The sequence below is a fragment of the Azospirillum sp. genome (genome assembly GCF_050789165.1).
The window spans coordinates 1-17,630 of the sequence record NZ_JBOZRT010000150.1; the positions used below are offsets into that span (position 1 = coordinate 1).

Here is a 17,630-nt window from a genome sequence, read left to right on the forward strand (position 1 = left end):
CGTTGCGCGCCACGAGGTCGTCCAGGCCGGGCTCGTAGATCGGGATCTCGCCGCGCTTCAGCCGCTCGATCTTGCCGGCGTCCTTATCGACGCAGCAGACCTCCACGCCGAACTCCGAAAAACAGGCTCCCGACACCAAGCCGACGTACCCGGTACCGATCATCGCGATGCGCATGAGGATCCTCGCTGCCTTCCGCCCCCGATACGGGCGTCCCGCTGAAAAGCCACGCCCGCCGCTCCCAGTCAAGGGAGCGGCGGGCTGGAACGACGGTCACGAATGGGGTCAGCCGAACTTCTTCAGCAGCTCCCGCACCTTGTCCGACAGGTCCGGACGGCTGAGCGCGTAGGCGATGGTCGCCTCGACGAAGCCGATCTTGTCGCCGCAGTCGTAGCGCGTGCCCTCGAAGCGCAGGCCGTGGAACGGCTGCGTGCCGATCAGCTTGGCCATCGCGTCGGTCAGCTGGATCTCGCCGCCGGCGCCGGTCTGCTGGTTCTCCAGGTGGTCGAACACCTCCGGCATCAGGATATAGCGGCCGATGATCGACAGGGTGGAGGGCGCCTCCTCCGGCTTCGGCTTCTCGACGAGGCCACGCACCTTGGCGAGCCGGCCGTCGTCGCTCTCGACGTCGAGGATGCCGTAGCGGCGCGTGTGCTCGCGCGGGACGTCGACCACGGCGACGACGTTGCCGCCGGTCTCCTCGTAGGCCTCGACCATCTGCTTCAGGCAGGGCTTGTCGGCCAGCACGTAGTCGTCCGGCAGGATGATGGCGAACGGCTCGTCGCCGATGACGGCGCGGGCGCACCACACCGCGTGGCCGAGGCCGAGCGGCACCTGCTGGCGGGTGTAGAAGCAGCGGCCCGGCGCGATCTCGCTGTGGCGCACCTCTTCCAGGGCCTCCGGCTTGCCGCGCTCCTCGAGGGTGCGGTTCAGTTCGGTGTCGGCGTCGAAGTGGTCCTCGATGGCGCGCTTCGAGCGGCCGGTGACGAACACGAAGTCCTCGATGCCGGCGGCGCGGGCCTCCTCGACGGCGTGCTGGAGCAGCGGCCGATCGACCAGCGGCATCATCTCCTTCGGGATCGCCTTGGTGGCGGGAAGGAAGCGGGTGCCGAGACCGGCAACGGGGAACACCACCTTGCGCACGGGTTTACGCATCTGGGTCTCTTATCCTTGTCCAAGGACCATACACAGCGGCCGACGCCATGGAACCGGCGGCCGTCAGGTGTTCTGCCACACGGTCGGCAGTGGTGCAACACGCCCTTCGGAGGCTTGGCGAAAGGTCAGTGGCGCAGCAGCAAGTCTTTCGCCTGGTTTATCTTTGCCGCCAGATAGGTCGAACCGCCGTGGTCGGGATGAACCCCCATCATCAGCCGTCGGTGGGCCTCCTTGACCTGTTCGGCCGAGGCGCCGGGCATTAGGCCGAGGACCTCATAGGCCTCCTCCCGCGACATGGTGCCGCTCCCCCCGCCGGCGGGCATTTCGGTTTCGGCGAAACGCTCGCGCCAGTCGGGGCGGGCGCGGTCGAGCCACGCCTCCAGCACCGCCGCGGACTGCGGGTCGTCCTGCCGGCAGGCGTTCAGCAGGGCCGACGCCTCGGCCGGGTCGAGGGAGTCCAACGTGCGGCCCTTCAGCGGACCGTACAGCACCTCGCCCGCCATGGCGCCGGTGTCGTGGTCGAGCGTCATGCGCAGGTACAGCGTCTCGACCCGCGAGGCCTGCCCGGACGACGGCTCGGCCCGGGCCGCGGCCTCGCGGCGGCGGCGGTGGCGGATCAGCAGCGGCGCCAGCATGGCGCCCAGCGCCAGCACGGTGCCGAGCTGGCCGCGCAGCGCCGCGAACAGCACCACCGCGGCGCCGAGCCCGATGCCGCCGTAGCGCAGCCCCCTGGCCAGCGTCTGCGGGCTGGCCGCGACGAAGGCGCGCGCCAGCAGCCACAGGCCGACCGCCAGCGCCACCGCGGCGAGCGCCAGCGGCATCATGGCGCGAGCCGGCTGGTCAGCAGCCCGGCGACGCCGCCGCGCCGGCGGCCGAAGTCCTCCAGCGCCGCGCGGCCGCCCGCGGCGAACACCGCCACCGCCGCCAGCAGGTCGCGGAGCTGCTGCGCCGAGGAGGCGTCGAAGGGGCAGCAGGCGCCGCCGGTCAGCCGGGCGATGGTCTCGAACGCCGCGCGCGCCGCCGGGTCGGCGCCCTCGTGGAACAGGAAGGCCGGCACGCCGAGCAGGCCGAGCTCGCCCGCCTTGTGCGCCAGCTCGTCGATCTCCTCCTCCATGCAGTCGCCGACGAAGACCAGGGCGTTCACCCGCTCCTGCTTCGCTTCCTTGATGGCGTGGGTGAGGACGCGGCCGATCTGCGTCTGCCCGGCGAGGCAGCGCACCGCCGTCATCCGCCGCAGCAGGTCGGGCGCGGTGCCGACCCACGGGCTGGCCTGGCACTCCCGGAAACCCCGGTAGAACACCAGCTGCACGTCGAGGCCGCCCAGCGCGGCTGTGGTCTCGAACATCTCGCCCTGGATGCGGCAGGCGCGGTCCCAGGTCGGCTCGCGGCTGGCGGTGGCGTCCATGGCGAACATCAGCCGGCCGCGCCGGCCGGTGCGCGCCGGCGGGATCGCCGCGACGCGGCGCAGGAACGCGTCCACCTCGGCCTGCGAGGACCGCTGCGCCGGCAGCTTGTCACCGTCCCCCATGGGCGTGCCCTTCCGTGGATCTCCTGCTTCCGAGATGGGGCGCGGGGCCGGCGGGAACCAGAGTGCACGGATGGTACAGCCCGCTTGCCCCGCGGCGGCACCCCGTGCTTGGGTGCCGCCATGCGCTACACCCCCGACGACATCCGCTCCTTCGTCCTGCACCGCGACGACGCCGTCCTCGTGCTCAACAAGCCGGCCGGGCTGGCGGTGCACGCCGCGCACAAGATCGAGCACCACCTCGGCCAGTACATGGACGACCTTGCCTTCGACCTGGCGGAGGCGCCGCGGCTCGCCCATCGGCTCGACCGCGACACCGCCGGCTGCCTAGTGATGGGGCGCACGGCGGAGGCGGCGACGCGGCTCGGCAAGCTGTTCGCCGGAGGCTGGGTGGAGAAGACCTATTGGGCGGTCAGCGAGGGCGTGCCGGAGGAGCCCGAGGGCTCCATCGACCATCCGCTGCTGAAGATCCAGATCCCCGGCTCGTGGAACATGCTGGCCCACCCCGACGGGCGGCCGGCGCACACCGACTACCGCGTGCTCGGCACCGACGGGCGCGGGCGGGCGTGGCTGGAGCTGAAGCCGCGCACCGGGCGCACCCACCAGCTGCGCGTGCACTGCGCCGCCATCGGCTGCCCGCTGCTCGGCGAGCCGTACTACGGGCCGGAGCGGATCCCGCCCGGCAACCTGCACCTGCTGGCGCGCACCATCGCCTTCCGCCTCGACAGGGAAGGCCCCGCCCTGTCGGTTACCGCGCCGCCGCCGGCGCACATGATGGAAGCGCTTTTGGCCTGCGGCTGGGAGGACGAAACCTTTCGTTAACCATAATACGCGACCCTCCCGCCCAGTTTTCTTCTTCATGGCGGACGAGCGATGACCTGTATCGTGGGCTTGGTGGACGGCGATCGCGTGTGGATGGGCGGTGACAGCGCCGGGGTGTCGGGCCTCGACATCACCGTGCGGGCGGACACCAAGGTGTTCCGCAACGGCGACTACCTGATCGGCTTCACCAACTCCTTCCGCATGGGCCAGCTTCTGGCCTACCGGCTCGACCCGCCGGAGCGGGCGCCGGGCGTCGACCTGTTCCGCTACATGGTCACCGACTTCGTGGACGCGGTGCGCGGCTGCCTGAAGGACGGCGGCTGGGCGCAGCGCTCCAACGACGTGGAGACCGGCGGCAGCTTCCTGGTGGCGCACGAGGGCCGGCTGTTCTCGATCCAGTCGGACTATCAGGTCGGCGAGGCGGTGCGCGGCTACCACGCCATCGGCTGCGGCGCCGACTACGCGCTGGGCTCGCTCGCCTCAACCGAGCACCTGCCGCCCGAGGAGCGGGTGCGCAAGGCGCTGGAGTGCGCCGAGCTGTTCAACGGCGGCGTGCGCGCGCCCTTCACCATCCAGTGCCTGCCGACGCGGGCGGTGCTGACGCTGACCGAGGCGGCGTAAGCGGCTACCGCACCACCTCCACCCCCTCGGCCAGCCAGACCAGGCGGTCGAGGGCCGGGTCGTCGCTCTTCAGGGCCTTCCCCTTGCCGAGCGCGACGCGGCCGGTGTTGTCGTGGATCGGGCCGCGGAACACCGCGGCGTTGCCGTTGGCGAGCTGCATGCGCGCGGCGTCGGCGTGCGCCCGCGCCTCCACCCCGACGCCGCGGCCGTAGACGGTGCTGCGCACGTGCCCGCGGCCGAAGCCGCCCAGCCGCACCCGCTCCCACTCCCGGCCGGACTGGATGCGCTGCACCGTATCGACATAGATGCGGGTCCAGTCGGGCTGGGTGCCGGTCAGGAACCCCTCCGGCGCCAGCGCCGAGAGGTCGATGTGCAGGCCGCAGCAGCGCACCCCCGCGGCCTCCGCCACCTCGCACACCGGACGCACCGAGGCGAGCTGGCCGGACAGCACGTCGACGCCGTCGGCGACCAGCGCCCTGGCGGCGGCGGCCACCGCGTCGGGCGTCGGGCTGGCGCCGACCAGCGCGAGGCGCACCGCCACCGTCGGGTCGGCGCGCCGCACCCCCAGCGCGAAGGCGTTGACGCAGCGCAGGACCCGCGGCGAGGACTCCGCCGCCACCAGCCCCACCTTCCTGGCCCGCGAGGCGTAGCCGGCGACGATGCCGGCGATGTGCTGCCCCTCGTCCAGGTAGGCATCGTAGACGCCGACGTTGTCCGGCAGCCGCGCGTCGGCGAAGGTGGCGCCGCACAGCAGGAAGGCGGTGTCGCGGTGCGCCTCGGCCTGCGCCAGCAGCAGCGGCAGGGAATCGCCGGGCGCCGTCACGAAGACGACGCGGCAGCCGCGCCCGCCGGCCAGCTCTTCGGCGGCAGCCGACAGGGTGGTGGGGGTGGCCTCGATCTCCTCGACCCGGACACCGGGCAGCGCGGCGACGGCGTGGGCGGCGTCGGCGTGCGCCTGGACCATGCCGAAGTCAGCACGCGGGCCGTCGTAGACGAAGCCGACGCGCAGCGGCGGCGCGGCGTCCTGGGCGTACAGGGGTGACCCCAGCGCCAGGCCGCCCATTCCCAGGGACAGGCCGGTCAGCAGGCTGCGGCGGGTCACCGCCCTGTCAGGTCCGCTCGCTCGCTTCATGGCCGTCTCCCATTGGGGATGCACTATACCTTCGGTGGAGAGGGGAGCGGAGAGGAATTTACGAGACGGGTGCCCGCCGCGGCGATCCGGCCCGCGGCTCCGCCAGCAGGCGCCACGCGCCGTCCGCCGCCTCGCGCCGGCCGCGCAGCACCTCGGCCAGCGTGTCCTCCAGCCAGTCGGCGATGCCGACGCGGTAGTGCAGGTGGTCCCAGTAGTTGGCGTCGTCGGTGGTGACGCGCGACGGGATGCGGAAGTCCACCACCCAGGCCCCGGCCGCGGCGCCCAGGCGGGCGACGCGGTCCTTGCACTCGCGCTCGCGCGCCTCGCCTTCCGAGCCGGGCGGCGGCTGCGCCACCACGTGCACCGGCATGAAGGCGAGCACCGGCCGCGCCTCGGCCGGCAGGCGGGCCAGCAGCTCCTCCAGCCACGCCAGCGCCGGGAAGCGCCAGCCCTGCCGCTCGGCCTCGGTCGGGACGTAGGGCGGCACTTGCGGGACGATGGCGCGCTTCGGGCCCTCGTAGATCTTCGCCTCGACCTTGGCGCGGTCCCATTGGTCGTCCGGCGGCACGAAGCGCTCGTAGCCGTCGTCGCCCAGGCGCGGCTTGCGCAGGCCCATGTGGTACTCGGCCAGCCGCCAGGCGATCTCCAGCGTCTTGCCGTTCAGCAGGTAGCCGAGGTCGTTCCACCGGTCGTCATCGTACATCCACGGCGGAAACGGCCGGAAGGTGGTGCGCCGGGTGTCGGCATCCGCGGCGCACCAGACGTAATCGAGCGTGAAGATCATCGTGCGCGGCGCCGGTACGGTGCGCAGGAACAGGTCGGCGATCTTGTACTGCTCCCACGCCATGGCGCTGTTCATCGACAGGTTGGCGAAGCGCCCGCCCATCAGGCGGTCCAGGTGCGTCGGCTGCAGCAGCCGCCCGGTCGAGGTCCCGAACACCGCGCTGTCGAAGCGGCCGCTGCGCACCACGCCGGGGAACAGGAAGCGCTGGTTGTCGTCCATCAGCGGCCGCGCCATGGGCGGCGAGAACGGCACGTTGCGGTACGGGTCCATCACCAGCACGAAGGCCAGCAGCAGCCCGACGAGGCCGAGCGCGGTGGCCGCCAGCGTCTTGACGTAGCCGCTCCAGGAGGGAGGCGTGCGCATGGTCGTCCCCCTCAGAACTGGAAGTAGATGAAGCTGAGCGGCTGGCCCTTGCCGACCTCGAGGATGCAGGCCACCGCCAGCACCGCGAAGGCCGCCGCCACCGGCCGGCGCGCCGGCAGGCGGGTGTCGGTGAAGTCCAGGCTGGTCGGGCCCAGCAGCGCCACCGCGGCGCCGGCGGCCATGGTCAGCGGCCGCGACAGGTCGCCGGCCAGCCCGCCCTGCCCCGCCATGCCGGCCAGCAGGTTGCCGGCGGTGGCGAAGTCCGGCGCGCGGAACAGCACCCAGCCGACCACCACGAACAGCATGGTCAGCAGCCACGCGACCGGCAGCGGCAGCGGCCGCTTCAGGCTTTGCCAGGCGTGACAGGCCACCAGCCCGGCGCCGTGCATCAGGCCCCAGGCGACGAAGGTCCACGCCGCGCCGTGCCACAGCCCGCAGAGCCCCATGGTGACCAGCGTGGTCAGCGCGTAACCCGTGGGGCCCTGCCGGCTGCCGCCCAGCGGGATGTAGACGTAGTCGCGGATCCAGCGCGACAGCGTCATGTGCCAGCGCCGCCAGAAATCGCGCAGATCGGCGGCGCGGTAGGGCGCGTCGAAGTTCGCAGGCAGGCGGATGCCGAACAGCAGCGCGATGCCCAGCGCCATCTCGGTGTAGGCGGAGAAGTCGAAGAACAGCTGCAGCGAGAAGGCCAGCGCCGCCTCCCACGCGTCGACCAGCCCCGGCACGCCCTGCGCCGCGGCGGCGAACAGCGGGTCGGCGGAGCGCGCCAGCGGATCGGCCAGCAGGACCTTCTTGGCGAAGCCGATGATGAACAGCGTCAGGCCCTTGGCGAAGCGCTCCGCCCAGCCCGGCCGCAGCGGGTCGTCGGCGAGCTGCGGGATCAGCTCGTTGTGGCGGACGATGGGGCCGGCGACGAGGTGCGGGAAGAAGAAGACGAACAGGCAGAAGCCGCGCAGCGGGTACGCCGGCACGCGCCCGCGGCGCAGGTCCACCAGATAGGAGATCAGCTCGAAGGTGAAGAAGCTGATGCCGATGGGCAGCAGCACGTCGCTGCGCGGCAGGTCGGACCCCAGCAGCGCGGCCAGCGAATCCATGAAGAAGTTGGCGTACTTGAAGTAGCCGAGGATGGCGAGGTTGGCGATCACGCCGGCCGTCACCACCCAGGAGATCCGCCATGTGCGGTACAGGTGCGCCAGCCCCCAGGTGGCCAGCGTCTGGCCGAGCAGCAGCGGCACGAAGCGCACGTCCCACCAGCCGTAGAACACCACCGAGGCGGCGACCATCACCCACTCGCGCGCCGCCTCGCGCCGGGCCGTCGCGTAGAACAGCGCCAGCACCGCCGGCAGGAAGCCGAGCACGAAAGCCTGGGTGTGGAAGAGCATGCGGAACCGCGACGCCGTTGAACCGGCGGACTTGTACACCGGAACCGTTTTCGGGGGATTGGAAATTTGTCCGCCCCCGCCTCCGCTCCCCGCTATGCCGGGAGGCCATCTACCAACCGGCCGTATTGGTATCGAGTCGATACGGTGTATAGTCCTGTCGGCAGCTTGTATTGAAGCTGCCTCAGTGCACTGGTTTTCTCCCGACTGGGGCCGCTGTTTTCCCCCCGGCAGCGGCCCCCGCCTTTTCCCCAGGGTTCCGGCGCCCCGCCCCTCGCCGAACGCGACCATCCGTCCGCCGGAGGCGAGCGAGGGCTTGTCTTGTCACCCGCCCTCCTGTTAAGCCGCTGGGCATGCTAGCCCCTCTGGCGCGGCGCGACGCGCTGTCCGACACGATCCTGTCCTATCCCTTCGCCGCCGCCGTCGCCCTGCTGGGGCCGCTGGCCGGGCTGGCCCCGCGCGGGCTGCCGGTGTGGGCGCTGACGCTGATGGCGCTGTCCGGTGTGCTGCTGGCGCGCGGTGGCGCGCTGGCACGGCTGCGCCCGGAGCGGTGGACGAGCGCCGCGGTGCTGGCGTTCCTGGCGCTCGCCGCCGCCAGCGTGGCCTGGAGCCCGTCCGGGCGCGCCGCGCTGACGGTGGTGGAGATCGGCTACATCGCGCTGTCGGCCACGCTGGCCGGCGCCTGCATCGCCGACCTGCCGGAGGACGCGGCGCGGCGGCTGGGCTGGCTGTTCGTCGGCGGTCTGCTGGCCGGCATCCTGATCTTCTCGCTGGAAAACGCGCTCGACCACCCGCTGCACCGCTGGGTGAACGGCAAGGCGGCCGACGACCTGTCGGTGTCCGAGGGCAACGTGCCGAAGCGCGCCGCGGCGCTGCTGGCGCTGCTGGTGTGGCCGGCGGCGCTGGTGCTGCGGCGGCACGGGCAGAGGCTGCTCGCCCCGGCGCTGCCGCTGGGCTACGCCGTGCTCAGCCTGCTGCAGCCGAGCCGCTCGGCCATCGTCGGCATCGGCCTCGGGCTGGCGGTGTTCCTCGCCGCGCAGCGCTGGGCGTCGGCGACGCGGCGGGCGCTGGCGGCGGCGCTGGCCGCCGCCTTCGCGGGCGCCATTCCGGCGGCGTGGCTGTTCGAGCGGGTGCTCGACCTCGACCACGCGCCGTGGCTGTTCCGCTCGGCGCAGCACCGCGTCGAGATCTGGTGGCGCGCCGCCGGGCGGGCGCTGGAGACGCCGCTGCTCGGCCAGGGCATCGACGCCTCGCGGTCGCTGAAGCCGATGGGCGAGACCTCGCAGTTCGACCCGCTGACCGAGAACCTGCTGCCGCTCCACCCGCACAACGCCTTCCTCCAGGTCTGGCTGGAGCTGGGGGCGGTGGGCGCGGCGCTGGCGCTGGCGGTCGCGCTGCTGGTGCTGGCCGGGACGGCGCGGCTGGAGCGCGACGACCAGCCCTACGCGCTGGCCTCCTTCACCGCGGCGCTGGCCATGGTGTCCACGGCGTACGGCATCTGGCAGGCGTGGTGGATGGCCGGCATGCTGGCCGCCGGGCTGATGCTGGTGCTGGCCACCCGCGTGCCCCGAAATGGGGGACGAGGGGACGGGCGATGAACGTCCTCGTCATCAAGCTCGGCGCCTTCGGCGACTTCTTCCTGGCGCAGACCGCGTTCGAGGCGATCCGTCGCCATCACGCTGGCGACCGGCTGACGCTGCTGACCATCCCGCAGCTCGCCCCGCTGGCGCGGATGAGCGGCCTGTTCGACGAGGTGTGGGAGGATCCGCGCGGGCGATCGCTGGGCGACTATCTCAAGGTCCGCCGGATGATCCGCGGCGGGCGGTTCGGCCGGGTCTACGACCTGCAAGGAACCGGGCGCACCGACCGGTACTTCTGGCTGCTGTTTCCCGGCCCCTGGCCGGAGTGGTCGGGCACCGCGCGCTTCGCCTCGCACGACGATTCCTACCCGAAGCGCCGCAAGGTGCCGGTGCTGCAGCGCTACGAGCGCCAGCTTCGCCCCTTCGGCATCGATCTCGCGCCGCACCCCGACCTGTCCTGGCTCGACGCCGACGTGGGCCGCTTCGGCCTGGACGGCGACTACGCGCTGCTGATCCCCGGCTCCTCGGCCGGGCGGCCGGACAAGCGCTGGCCGCGCTACCCGGAGCTGGCGCGGGCGCTGGCGGAGCGCGGCGTGCGGCCGGTGGTGCTCGGCACCGGAATCGAGAAGGACCTCGCCGCCGCGATCACCGCCGCCTGCCCCGCCGCGCTGGACCTGACGGACCGGACCGGCATCGCCGAGATCGGCGCGCTGGCGCGCCGCGCCTGGGCGGCGGTGGGCAACGACACCGGGCCGACGCATCTGGTGGCGGCGGTGGGCGGGCCGACAGTGGCGCTGTTCTCCGACGCCTCCAACCCGATCCACGCCAGCGGCCGGCGCGTGGTGCTGCACCACCGCCCCTCCTTCGACGCCATGGACGTGGACGGGGTGCTGGAGGCCGTCGGGAGGGCGCAGGCGCTGGCATAGCCCTTGCTTGGGTGTGGGCAACGAGAACGACCGCTCACCCAAGGACGCCCCCATGTTCCGCACGACGCTTCTGACCGTTCTGTCCGTTGCCGGCCTTCTGATGGCCACCGGCGCGTCGGCGGCCGACCCCGCGGCGCAGCAGGGGCAGGCCATCGCCAAGGAAGGCCTGAAGCCGGGCGTAGCCGCCTGCGACACCTGCCACAACTCCGGCACCGGGCCGTTCCCGCTGCTGGCCGGGCAGCGCAAGGACTACATCGCCCGCCAGCTCAAGGACTTCCGCACCGGCAAGCGCGAGCACGCGATGATGACCCCCATCGCCAAGGCGCTGAACGACGCGCAGAGCGAGGCGGTGGCGGCGTTCTACGCGGCGCAGCCGGTGCGCAAGGCCCCCGGCCCCGGCGCCGCCATGGATTTGCTGGAACGCGGCGCGGAACTGGCGGTGCTGGGCGAGGCCGTCACCTCGTGCGACACCTGCCACGGCAAGGGCGGCGACGGCAGCAACGACATCGTGGCGCTCGCCGGCCAGAACCCGGCCTACATCACCACGCAGATCCAGGCCTTCCGCGACGGCAAGCGCGGCAACGACAACCTGAGCATGATGCGCAACGTCGCCGCCAAGCTGAAGGACGCCGACATCAAGGCGGTCGCCGCCTTCTACCGCGAGGTCCAGGACCTCGTCGTCGAGTTGCCGCAGGATTGATCCGGACCGTTTCCCGCTTCCCGCCGCCGGGAAGCCATTCCAGGAATCTGCAACGGCGCTCAGTCGAATCCGGTGCAGGCGGGCTGGTCGAGGCGGCCGACGCCCCACTGGTCGAAGCGGCTCTTGTACGCCTCCATCACCTCGGCGATCGCCCGCATCTCGTCGGGCGTGCCCTGGTGCGCGGTGACCATCACCTTGCTGCGCTCGGACGCGGCGCTGCCGTCCTTCTCGCGGTAGAGGCCGAGGCCCTCGGTCACCGTCAGCCCGGACAGCCTGGGAACCGCCGTGTCCGTCAGGAAGGCGCGCCATTCCGCCTCGCCGACGTCGGGGGCGTTGCGGCGCGCGGTGCCGAAGAACAGCGTGGTCGCCACGCCGGGCGTCAGCCCCTCCGGACACGCCGCGGCGCACCCCGACAGCGCCAGCAGCGACAGCGCGGCGAAACGCCGCAGAGATGATCGGACCGCCACCACACGCCCCTCCGATTCCCGTCCGCGATACGTCCTTGGATAACACGGAACCGCGCCCCCAGGAGCCTGTTCGACCGCGCGGAGTTCGGCCGCGGCGACCGGTCCATTCACCTAAGGCGGTGCCTCGCCCGGGGTATCGGCAATGTTTGTCGAGGATTTGTCACGTCTATGACTTGGCGCCGTGCAACCTGGGCACTACTTCGGCGTTGAAGGCGGGAACCCGTTCGAGACCCGCCGGATGTCCGATGGGGGCGCCGAACGGTTCGGCAGTTGGGAGGAGTCGATGCAGGACGACCGCGAAAACCGTATCCGCCAGCGCGCGCACGAGATCTGGGAGCGCGAGGGGCAGCCGGAAGGCAAGCACGACGAACACTGGGCCCGCGCCATCGCCGAAGTCGATGCGGAGATCGGCGGCAAGAAGAAGGGCGGCGCCGGCAAGGGCAAGACGGGGACCACCAAGAGCGGCACGACCAAGGCCGAGAGCGCGAAGTCCGAGACCGCGAAGGTCGGTGGGGCGAAGTCCGAGACCGCGAAGGGCGGCGGCAAGGCGGCGAAGTCGAACGGCTCGTCGGCCAAGACGAACGGTTCCTCCTCGAAGACCACCACGCGCGGCAAGTCCGCGGCCAGCGGCAGCACCCGCGCCGCGGCGGAGGATCTGTCGGCCGTGGCCGGCGGCGGCTCCGCGAAGACGGGCGGCCGGACCCGCAAGGCCGCCGCCGCCGAGGCCGGCGCCACGCTGCCGGCTGGCGCCGCCGCGCGCGGCCGCACCGCGCGGGCGGCGAAGAAGGACGCCACCAGCAGCTAGCGCGGCTTCCCGACATGCCCCGTCCAGCGGCCCCCGGCGCGCAGCGGGGGGCTGCCGGGCGGCCGCCGCATGGGTCGGGGAATCTCGGCGCTTGGAATCTTCACCCTCGGATTGCTAGTGTTGCGGCCCATTTTGTTGCCCGCAGGCCCCAACGGTCTTTCGCAATCGACTTTTTTCGAGGGTGTACCCGATGCCGCACTACCGCTCCCGCACGTCCACGCACGGCCGCAACATGGCGGGTGCGCGCGGCCTCTGGCGCGCCACCGGCATGAAGGACGGCGACTTCGGCAAGCCGATCATCGCCATCGCCAACTCCTTCACGCAGTTCGTCCCCGGCCACGTCCACCTGAAGGACCTCGGCCAGATGGTCGCCCGCGAGATCGAGAAGGCCGGCGGCATCGCCAAGGAATTCAACACCATCGCCATCGACGACGGCATCGCCATGGGCCACGACGGCATGCTGTACAGCCTGCCCTCGCGCGAGCTGATCGCCGACGCGGTGGAGTACATGGTGAACGGCCACTGCGCCGACGCGCTGGTCTGCATCTCCAACTGCGACAAGATCACCCCGGGCATGCTGATGGCCGCCATGCGCCTCAACATCCCCGCGGTGTTCGTCTCCGGTGGCCCGATGGAGGCCGGCAAGGTGAACTGGCGCGGCAAGACCAAGGCGGTCGACCTGATCGACGCCATGGTCGCCGCCGCCGACCCGACCGTGTCCGACGAGGAGGCGGCGGAGATGGAGCGCAATTCCTGCCCGACCTGCGGCTCGTGCTCGGGCATGTTCACCGCCAACTCGATGAATTGCCTGACCGAGGCGCTGGGCCTGTCGCTGCCGGGCAACGGCACCATCGTCGCCACCCACGCCGACCGCAAGGAGCTGTTCCTCGCCGCCGGCCGCGTCGCGGTCGAGCTGTGCAAGCGCTGGTACGAGCAGGAGGACCCGACCGCCCTGCCCCGCGGCATCGCCACCTTCGAGGCGTTCGAGAACGCCATGACGCTGGACATCGCCATGGGCGGCTCGACCAACACCGTGCTGCACCTGCTGGCCGCCGCGCAGGAGGGCGAGGTGCCCTTCACCATGCAGGACATCGACCGGCTGTCGCGCCGCGTGCCGAACGTCTGCAAGGTCGCCCCGGCGGTGTCGGACGTGCACATCGAGGACGTGCACCGCGCCGGCGGCATCATGGGCATCCTGGGCGAGCTGGACCGCGGCGGCCTGCTGAACCGCAACGTCGCCACCGTGCACGCCAAGACGCTGGGCGACGCCATCGACCGCTGGGACGTCAAGCGCACCGCGGACGAGGGCACCCACACCCTGTTCAAGGCCGCCCCCGGCGGCATCCCGACCATCGTGCCGTTCAGCCAGTCGAAGCGCTGGCCGGAGCTGGACCTCGACCGCGAGGCCGGCGTGATCCGCGACGTGGAGCACGCGCACTCCAAGGACGGCGGCCTCGCCGTGCTGTTCGGCAACATCGCCGAGCGCGGCTGCATCGTGAAGACCGCCGGCGTCGACGCCTCGATCCTGAAGTTCTCCGGCCCGGCCCGCGTGTTCGAGAGCCAGGACGCGGCGGTCGACGCCATCCTCGGCGATAAGATCGTGGCGGGCGACGTGGTGGTGATCCGCTACGAGGGTCCGCGCGGCGGCCCCGGCATGCAGGAGATGCTGTACCCGACCAGCTACCTGAAGTCGAAGGGCCTGGGCAAGGCGTGCGCGCTGGTCACCGACGGCCGCTTCTCCGGCGGCACCTCGGGCCTGTCGATCGGCCACGCCTCGCCGGAAGCGGCGCAGGGCGGCGCCATCGGCCTGGTCCAGGAGGGCGACCGCATCGAGATCGACATCCCGAAGCGCACCATCACGCTGGCGGTGCCGGAGGAGGAGCTCAAGCGCCGCCGCGACGCCGAGAACGCCAAGGGGGCCAACGCCTGGAAGCCGACGGCGCCGCGCAAGCGCGTCGTCACCCCGGCGTTGCGCGCCTACGCCGCGCTCACCACCAGCGCCGACCGCGGCGCGGTGCGCGACGTCTCCCAGGTGGAGAACGTCACGGTACAACGCTGAGGCGATTCGCCGCACGCCAGCACAGCCGGGACGGTCCGCCGTCCCGGCTTTTTTTGCGCCTTCGCTCCGAGTCTTCGTTTCGCGGCCGATTGCAGCGCTACTCATTACGGAAAAGCGGCAAATTTTATTCTCTTAGAGATTGCGCCTGCATACAACCGTATGCGCGCACCGCCCGCCCGGCAGCAAAGATTTCCGACCGGAACACTTCGATCTCTACAAACCGTCGCCTGCATGCAGTAATATGTTTTTGCAGTGCCGGGACGCGGGGTCGGGTCCGTCCGGCGGAGGAATGGAATGATGGCCAGCGGGGCCGAACAGCAGGCGATCCGGAGAACAGGGGCCGAGCGCAAGCTCGTGTCCGTGATGTTCGCCGACATCGTCGGCTCGTCGGCGATGGTCTCCGGCCGCGATCCTGAGGACGCCGACCGCGCGCTGCGCGCGGTGCTGGCGGTGCTGACCGGCGCCATCGAGCGGTACCACGGCACCATCGGGCAGATGCTGGGCGACGGCGTGCTCGCCATCTTCGGCGCGCCGCACGCGCTGGAGGAGCACGCGCTGCGCGCCTGCCTCGCCGCGCAGGACATCCGCGCCGCCGCGCTGGCGCCAGGCTCCGGGTTCGCCGTGCGCATCGGGATCGCGTCGGGCGAGGTGCTGGCGCAGGTCATCGAGCACGGGGTGTGGAGCGACTACCGCACGGTCGGGGAGTGCGTCCACCTCGCCGCCAAGCTGCAGCAGAAGGCCGAACCGAACAGCATCCTGCTCAGCCACGACGCGGTGGAGCTGGTCCCGGCCGGCCTGACGGTGCAGCCCGCCGGCCAGTTGCGCCTGTCGGCGGAGACCGAGCCCTACCCGGCGTTCGCGCTGGCCGACGTGCGTGCCGGCCGGCGCACCGCGGCCGACCTGATGACCGCCGCGCCCGGCCCGTTCGTTGGCCGCGAGCGCGAGCGCGAGACGCTGCTCGCCACCTACGAGGCGGCCCGCGACGGCTTCGGCACCGTGGTGCTGCTGTCGGGCGAGGCCGGCATCGGCAAGTCGCGGCTGGTCAGCGAGACGTTGCGCAAGATTCCCGACGATGGCTGCACCCTGCTGCAATGGCCGCAGGCGCCGATCCGCCGGCTCGGCGCACCGGAGGATCTGGAACAGGTGGCGGCCAGCCTGCTGCCGCTCGCCGACGGCCAGGACCCGCTGTGCGCCGCGGCGGAGCAGGCCGCCGGCCCGCTCGCCCGCTCCGCGATGCGCGACCTGCTCGGCCTGCCGGTCGCCGACCGGGTGTGGACCGGGCTGCCGCCGGCCGAACAGCTGTCCACCGCCATCGACGCCCTGGCCGGGATGACCGTCGCGCTGGGGCGGGACCGGACGATCCTGATCCTGGTCGAGGACGTGCATTGGGCCAGCCCTGTGATGCGCCGGCTGCTGGACGCGGTTACGCGCGCGCTGACCGGCGCGGCGCGGATCCTGTTCATCGCCACCGCGCGCCCGGAGAGCGGATCGGCGTGGGCCCCGGAGGTCGACGCGCTGTCGATCCGCCTCGACCCGCTGCGGCCGGAGCCGACCCAGGAGTACCTGAACCGCTGGCTGGGCACCGCCCCGTCGCTGCACGGCATCAAGGAGATGCTCACCGCCCGCAGCCAGGGCGTGCCGCTGTACCTGGAGGAGTCGCTGCGCGCGCTGGAGACCGCCGGGGCCATCGTCGGCGTGCCGGGCCGTTTCCGGCCGGGCACGGACGTCGGGCGGATCGACCTGCCCGCGTCGGTGCACGGGCTGCTGGCCGCGCGGATCGATTCGCTGGCCGAGGATCTGCGCCGCACCCTGCTGACCGCCGCGGTGATCGGGCCGACCTTCGACGTCGCGCTGCTGCGCCGCCAGGGCACGCTGAGCGAAGCGGAGCTGCTGCGGCAGCTCGCCGAGCTGGAGGGCGGCGCGTTCGTCCGCCGCTCGCGCCTGCTGCCCAACCTGGAATACAGCTTCCGCCACGGCCTGATCCAGGAGGTGGCGTACGCCACCATCACCCGCGGCGACCGCCGCCTCCTGCACGCCCAGGTGCTGGAGGCGCTGTGCGAGCGCCGCGACCACGACCTGCCCGGCCGCATGGAGCTGATGGCCCATCACGCCTTCCAGGCGGAGGTCTGGCCGGCCGCCTACGCCTTCGGCCGCGCCGCCGGCCGCCGCGCCGAGCAGCGCTCCAAGCTGGAGGACGCCAGCCGGCACTACGGGAACGCGCTGGCCGCCGTCGACCGGATGCCGGACACCCACCGCAACACCCTGCGCCGGATCGACATGTCCATCGCCCTGCCGCGCGCGCTGCTGCCGCGCGGCGTGACCGGCGTCGATGACCATCTGAAGCGCGCCCTCGCCCTGTCGGACGCGGCCGACGACCATATCCGGTTCGCGCGCGCGTCCTCGCTCTACGGCGCCTTCGAATGGGTGCAGGGCGACATCGACAAGGCGATCAGCCTGAGCCGCGAAGGGCTGGCGGCGATCGGGCTGACCGGCAACCTCGACACCCGGGTCCAGCTGCTCGCACGCCTCGGCGGCGCGCTGACGGAAAAGGGACTCTTCCCCGAGGCCTGCGGCGTCCTTCAGGAGGCCTACGCGCTGATGCAGGAGGGCCCGCGCTTCGACCGCTACGGGATGGCGGCCCTCGGCCCGGTGGTCGCCGCCAGCGGCATCGCCCGCAGCCAGGCCGAAATGGGCCTGACCGCGGAGGCCATCCGCTCCGGCCAGCTGTCCATCGACGCGGCGGAGGACAGCGGACACGCCTTCTCCAAGGTCTACGCCTACGCCTATTACGGCTGGACCCTGCTGCTGGTCGGCGATGCCGAACGCAGCGTGCCGGTGCTCGAGACGGCGCTGACGCTGTCCGAGATGATCCGGTCGCGGCTGCACCGGCCGCAGATCATGGCCGGCCTGGGGTACGGGCACGTGTTGCTGGGAGACGAGGCCCACGGCATGGACCTGCTGGACCGCAGCCTCGCCGCCTTCCAGGTCGGCATGTCGTACCGCGAGGATCTGGCCCGCATCTGGCGGGCGGAAGGGCTGCTCCGCCTGGGCCGCGCGGACGACGCGCTGGAGGAAGCGCACCACGCCTGCCAACTGGCGCAGCGCACGGGCCGGCTCGGGCATTTTGCGCGGGCGTCCTACATCCTGGCGGAGGCGGCCTGGGCCGCGGGCCGCTACGACGCCGCTGCGGCCGATGCGCTGCGCAACTCCCATGCGCTCGCGCAGCGCTTGTCCATGGCGCCGCTGGTCGAACTGTGCGCCAACGGGCTCGGCAAGCGCGCCCGCCTGCGGAGCAAGATCCGCTCCTGAGGCGG

15 protein-coding genes and 1 pseudogene are annotated in these 17,630 nt (G+C 72.1%); 8 read left to right on the forward strand and 8 right to left on the reverse strand.

Annotated features, from left to right (window positions below; all coding sequences use genetic code 11):
* The 4 genes and pseudogenes from ACRWK7_RS30960 to ACRWK7_RS30975 form a co-directional block, all read right to left on the reverse strand.
* Window positions 1-175 (reverse strand): annotated as a pseudogene (locus ACRWK7_RS30960) (UDP-glucose 6-dehydrogenase); the annotation flags it as partial.
* A 108-nt stretch (window positions 176-283) separates the two neighbouring features.
* Window positions 284-1,153: a UTP--glucose-1-phosphate uridylyltransferase GalU gene (gene galU / locus ACRWK7_RS30965; protein WP_431861031.1), complete on the reverse strand. Its 870-nt coding sequence runs from the start codon at window positions 1,151-1,153 to the stop codon at window positions 284-286.
* Between the two features lie 125 nt (window positions 1,154-1,278).
* Window positions 1,279-1,977 (reverse strand): DnaJ domain-containing protein, encoded by a 699-nt coding sequence (locus ACRWK7_RS30970; RefSeq protein ID WP_431861033.1) that lies wholly within the window; start codon window positions 1,975-1,977, stop codon window positions 1,279-1,281.
* A complete protein-coding gene (locus tag ACRWK7_RS30975) occupies window positions 1,974-2,681 on the reverse strand; it encodes a VWA domain-containing protein (protein WP_431861035.1) in 708 nt (235 codons plus the stop codon). The genes ACRWK7_RS30970 and ACRWK7_RS30975 overlap by 4 nt, the downstream gene beginning before the upstream one ends.
* Window positions 2,682-2,801: 120 nt before the next feature.
* Between ACRWK7_RS30975 and ACRWK7_RS30980 the strand changes: the two genes are divergently transcribed.
* On the forward strand, window positions 2,802-3,500 hold the full coding sequence (locus ACRWK7_RS30980) for an RluA family pseudouridine synthase (RefSeq protein WP_431861037.1): 699 nt from the start codon (window positions 2,802-2,804) through the stop codon (window positions 3,498-3,500).
* Between the two features lie 51 nt (window positions 3,501-3,551).
* A complete protein-coding gene (locus ACRWK7_RS30985) occupies window positions 3,552-4,121 on the forward strand; it encodes a hypothetical protein (RefSeq protein WP_431861039.1) in 570 nt (189 codons plus the stop codon).
* A gap of 4 nt (window positions 4,122-4,125) precedes the next feature.
* Here the strand turns inward: ACRWK7_RS30985 and ACRWK7_RS30990 are convergent, their stop codons facing one another.
* Genes ACRWK7_RS30990 through ACRWK7_RS31000 form a run of 3 tightly spaced genes read right to left on the reverse strand, consistent with a single transcriptional unit; the run spans window position 4,126 to window position 7,782 of the window.
* Complete coding sequence (locus tag ACRWK7_RS30990) at window positions 4,126-5,253, reverse strand: BMP family ABC transporter substrate-binding protein (protein WP_431861040.1); 1,128 nt, start codon at window positions 5,251-5,253, stop codon at window positions 4,126-4,128.
* Between the two features lie 58 nt (window positions 5,254-5,311).
* Window positions 5,312-6,400, reverse strand: coding sequence for a hypothetical protein (locus ACRWK7_RS30995; protein ID WP_431861042.1), 1,089 nt, complete (start codon window positions 6,398-6,400; stop codon window positions 5,312-5,314).
* Between the two features lie 11 nt (window positions 6,401-6,411).
* Window positions 6,412-7,782, reverse strand: a complete 1,371-nt coding sequence (locus tag ACRWK7_RS31000) for an MBOAT family O-acyltransferase (protein ID WP_431861044.1) — start codon at window positions 7,780-7,782, stop codon at window positions 6,412-6,414.
* 350 nt (window positions 7,783-8,132) lie between these two features.
* On the opposite strand from ACRWK7_RS31000, the gene ACRWK7_RS31005 reads away from it, so the two are divergent.
* Genes ACRWK7_RS31005 through ACRWK7_RS31015 form a run of 3 tightly spaced genes read left to right on the forward strand, consistent with a single transcriptional unit; the run spans window position 8,133 to window position 10,985 of the window.
* The gene (locus tag ACRWK7_RS31005) at window positions 8,133-9,377 is read left to right on the forward strand and encodes an O-antigen ligase family protein (RefSeq protein WP_431861045.1); all 1,245 of its coding nucleotides are present in this window, start codon (window positions 8,133-8,135) and stop codon (window positions 9,375-9,377) included.
* The gene (locus tag ACRWK7_RS31010) at window positions 9,374-10,285 is read left to right on the forward strand and encodes a glycosyltransferase family 9 protein (RefSeq protein WP_431861047.1); all 912 of its coding nucleotides are present in this window, start codon (window positions 9,374-9,376) and stop codon (window positions 10,283-10,285) included. Before ACRWK7_RS31005 ends, ACRWK7_RS31010 begins: the two co-directional genes overlap by 4 nt.
* A gap of 52 nt (window positions 10,286-10,337) precedes the next feature.
* Entirely contained in the window at window positions 10,338-10,985 is a 648-nt protein-coding gene (locus ACRWK7_RS31015; RefSeq protein WP_431861048.1) for a c-type cytochrome, read from the forward strand.
* Between the two features lie 59 nt (window positions 10,986-11,044).
* On the opposite strand, the gene ACRWK7_RS31020 is transcribed toward ACRWK7_RS31015, so the two are convergent.
* Window positions 11,045-11,452, reverse strand: a complete 408-nt coding sequence (locus ACRWK7_RS31020; RefSeq protein WP_431861050.1) for a DUF3574 domain-containing protein — start codon at window positions 11,450-11,452, stop codon at window positions 11,045-11,047.
* 283 nt (window positions 11,453-11,735) lie between these two features.
* On the opposite strand from ACRWK7_RS31020, the gene ACRWK7_RS31025 reads away from it, so the two are divergent.
* The 3 genes from ACRWK7_RS31025 to ACRWK7_RS31035 all read left to right on the forward strand — a co-directional run bounded on the left by ACRWK7_RS31025 (window position 11,736) and on the right by ACRWK7_RS31035 (window position 17,625).
* Window positions 11,736-12,257: a DUF2934 domain-containing protein gene (locus ACRWK7_RS31025; RefSeq protein ID WP_431861052.1), complete on the forward strand. Its 522-nt coding sequence runs from the start codon at window positions 11,736-11,738 to the stop codon at window positions 12,255-12,257.
* 190 nt (window positions 12,258-12,447) lie between these two features.
* Window positions 12,448-14,316, forward strand: a complete 1,869-nt coding sequence (ilvD, locus tag ACRWK7_RS31030) for a dihydroxy-acid dehydratase (protein WP_431861054.1) — start codon at window positions 12,448-12,450, stop codon at window positions 14,314-14,316.
* Window positions 14,317-14,610: 294 nt separating this feature from the next.
* On the forward strand, window positions 14,611-17,625 hold the full coding sequence (locus tag ACRWK7_RS31035) for an ATP-binding protein (protein ID WP_431861056.1): 3,015 nt from the start codon (window positions 14,611-14,613) through the stop codon (window positions 17,623-17,625).
* Window positions 17,626-17,630: the final 5 nt, after the last annotated feature.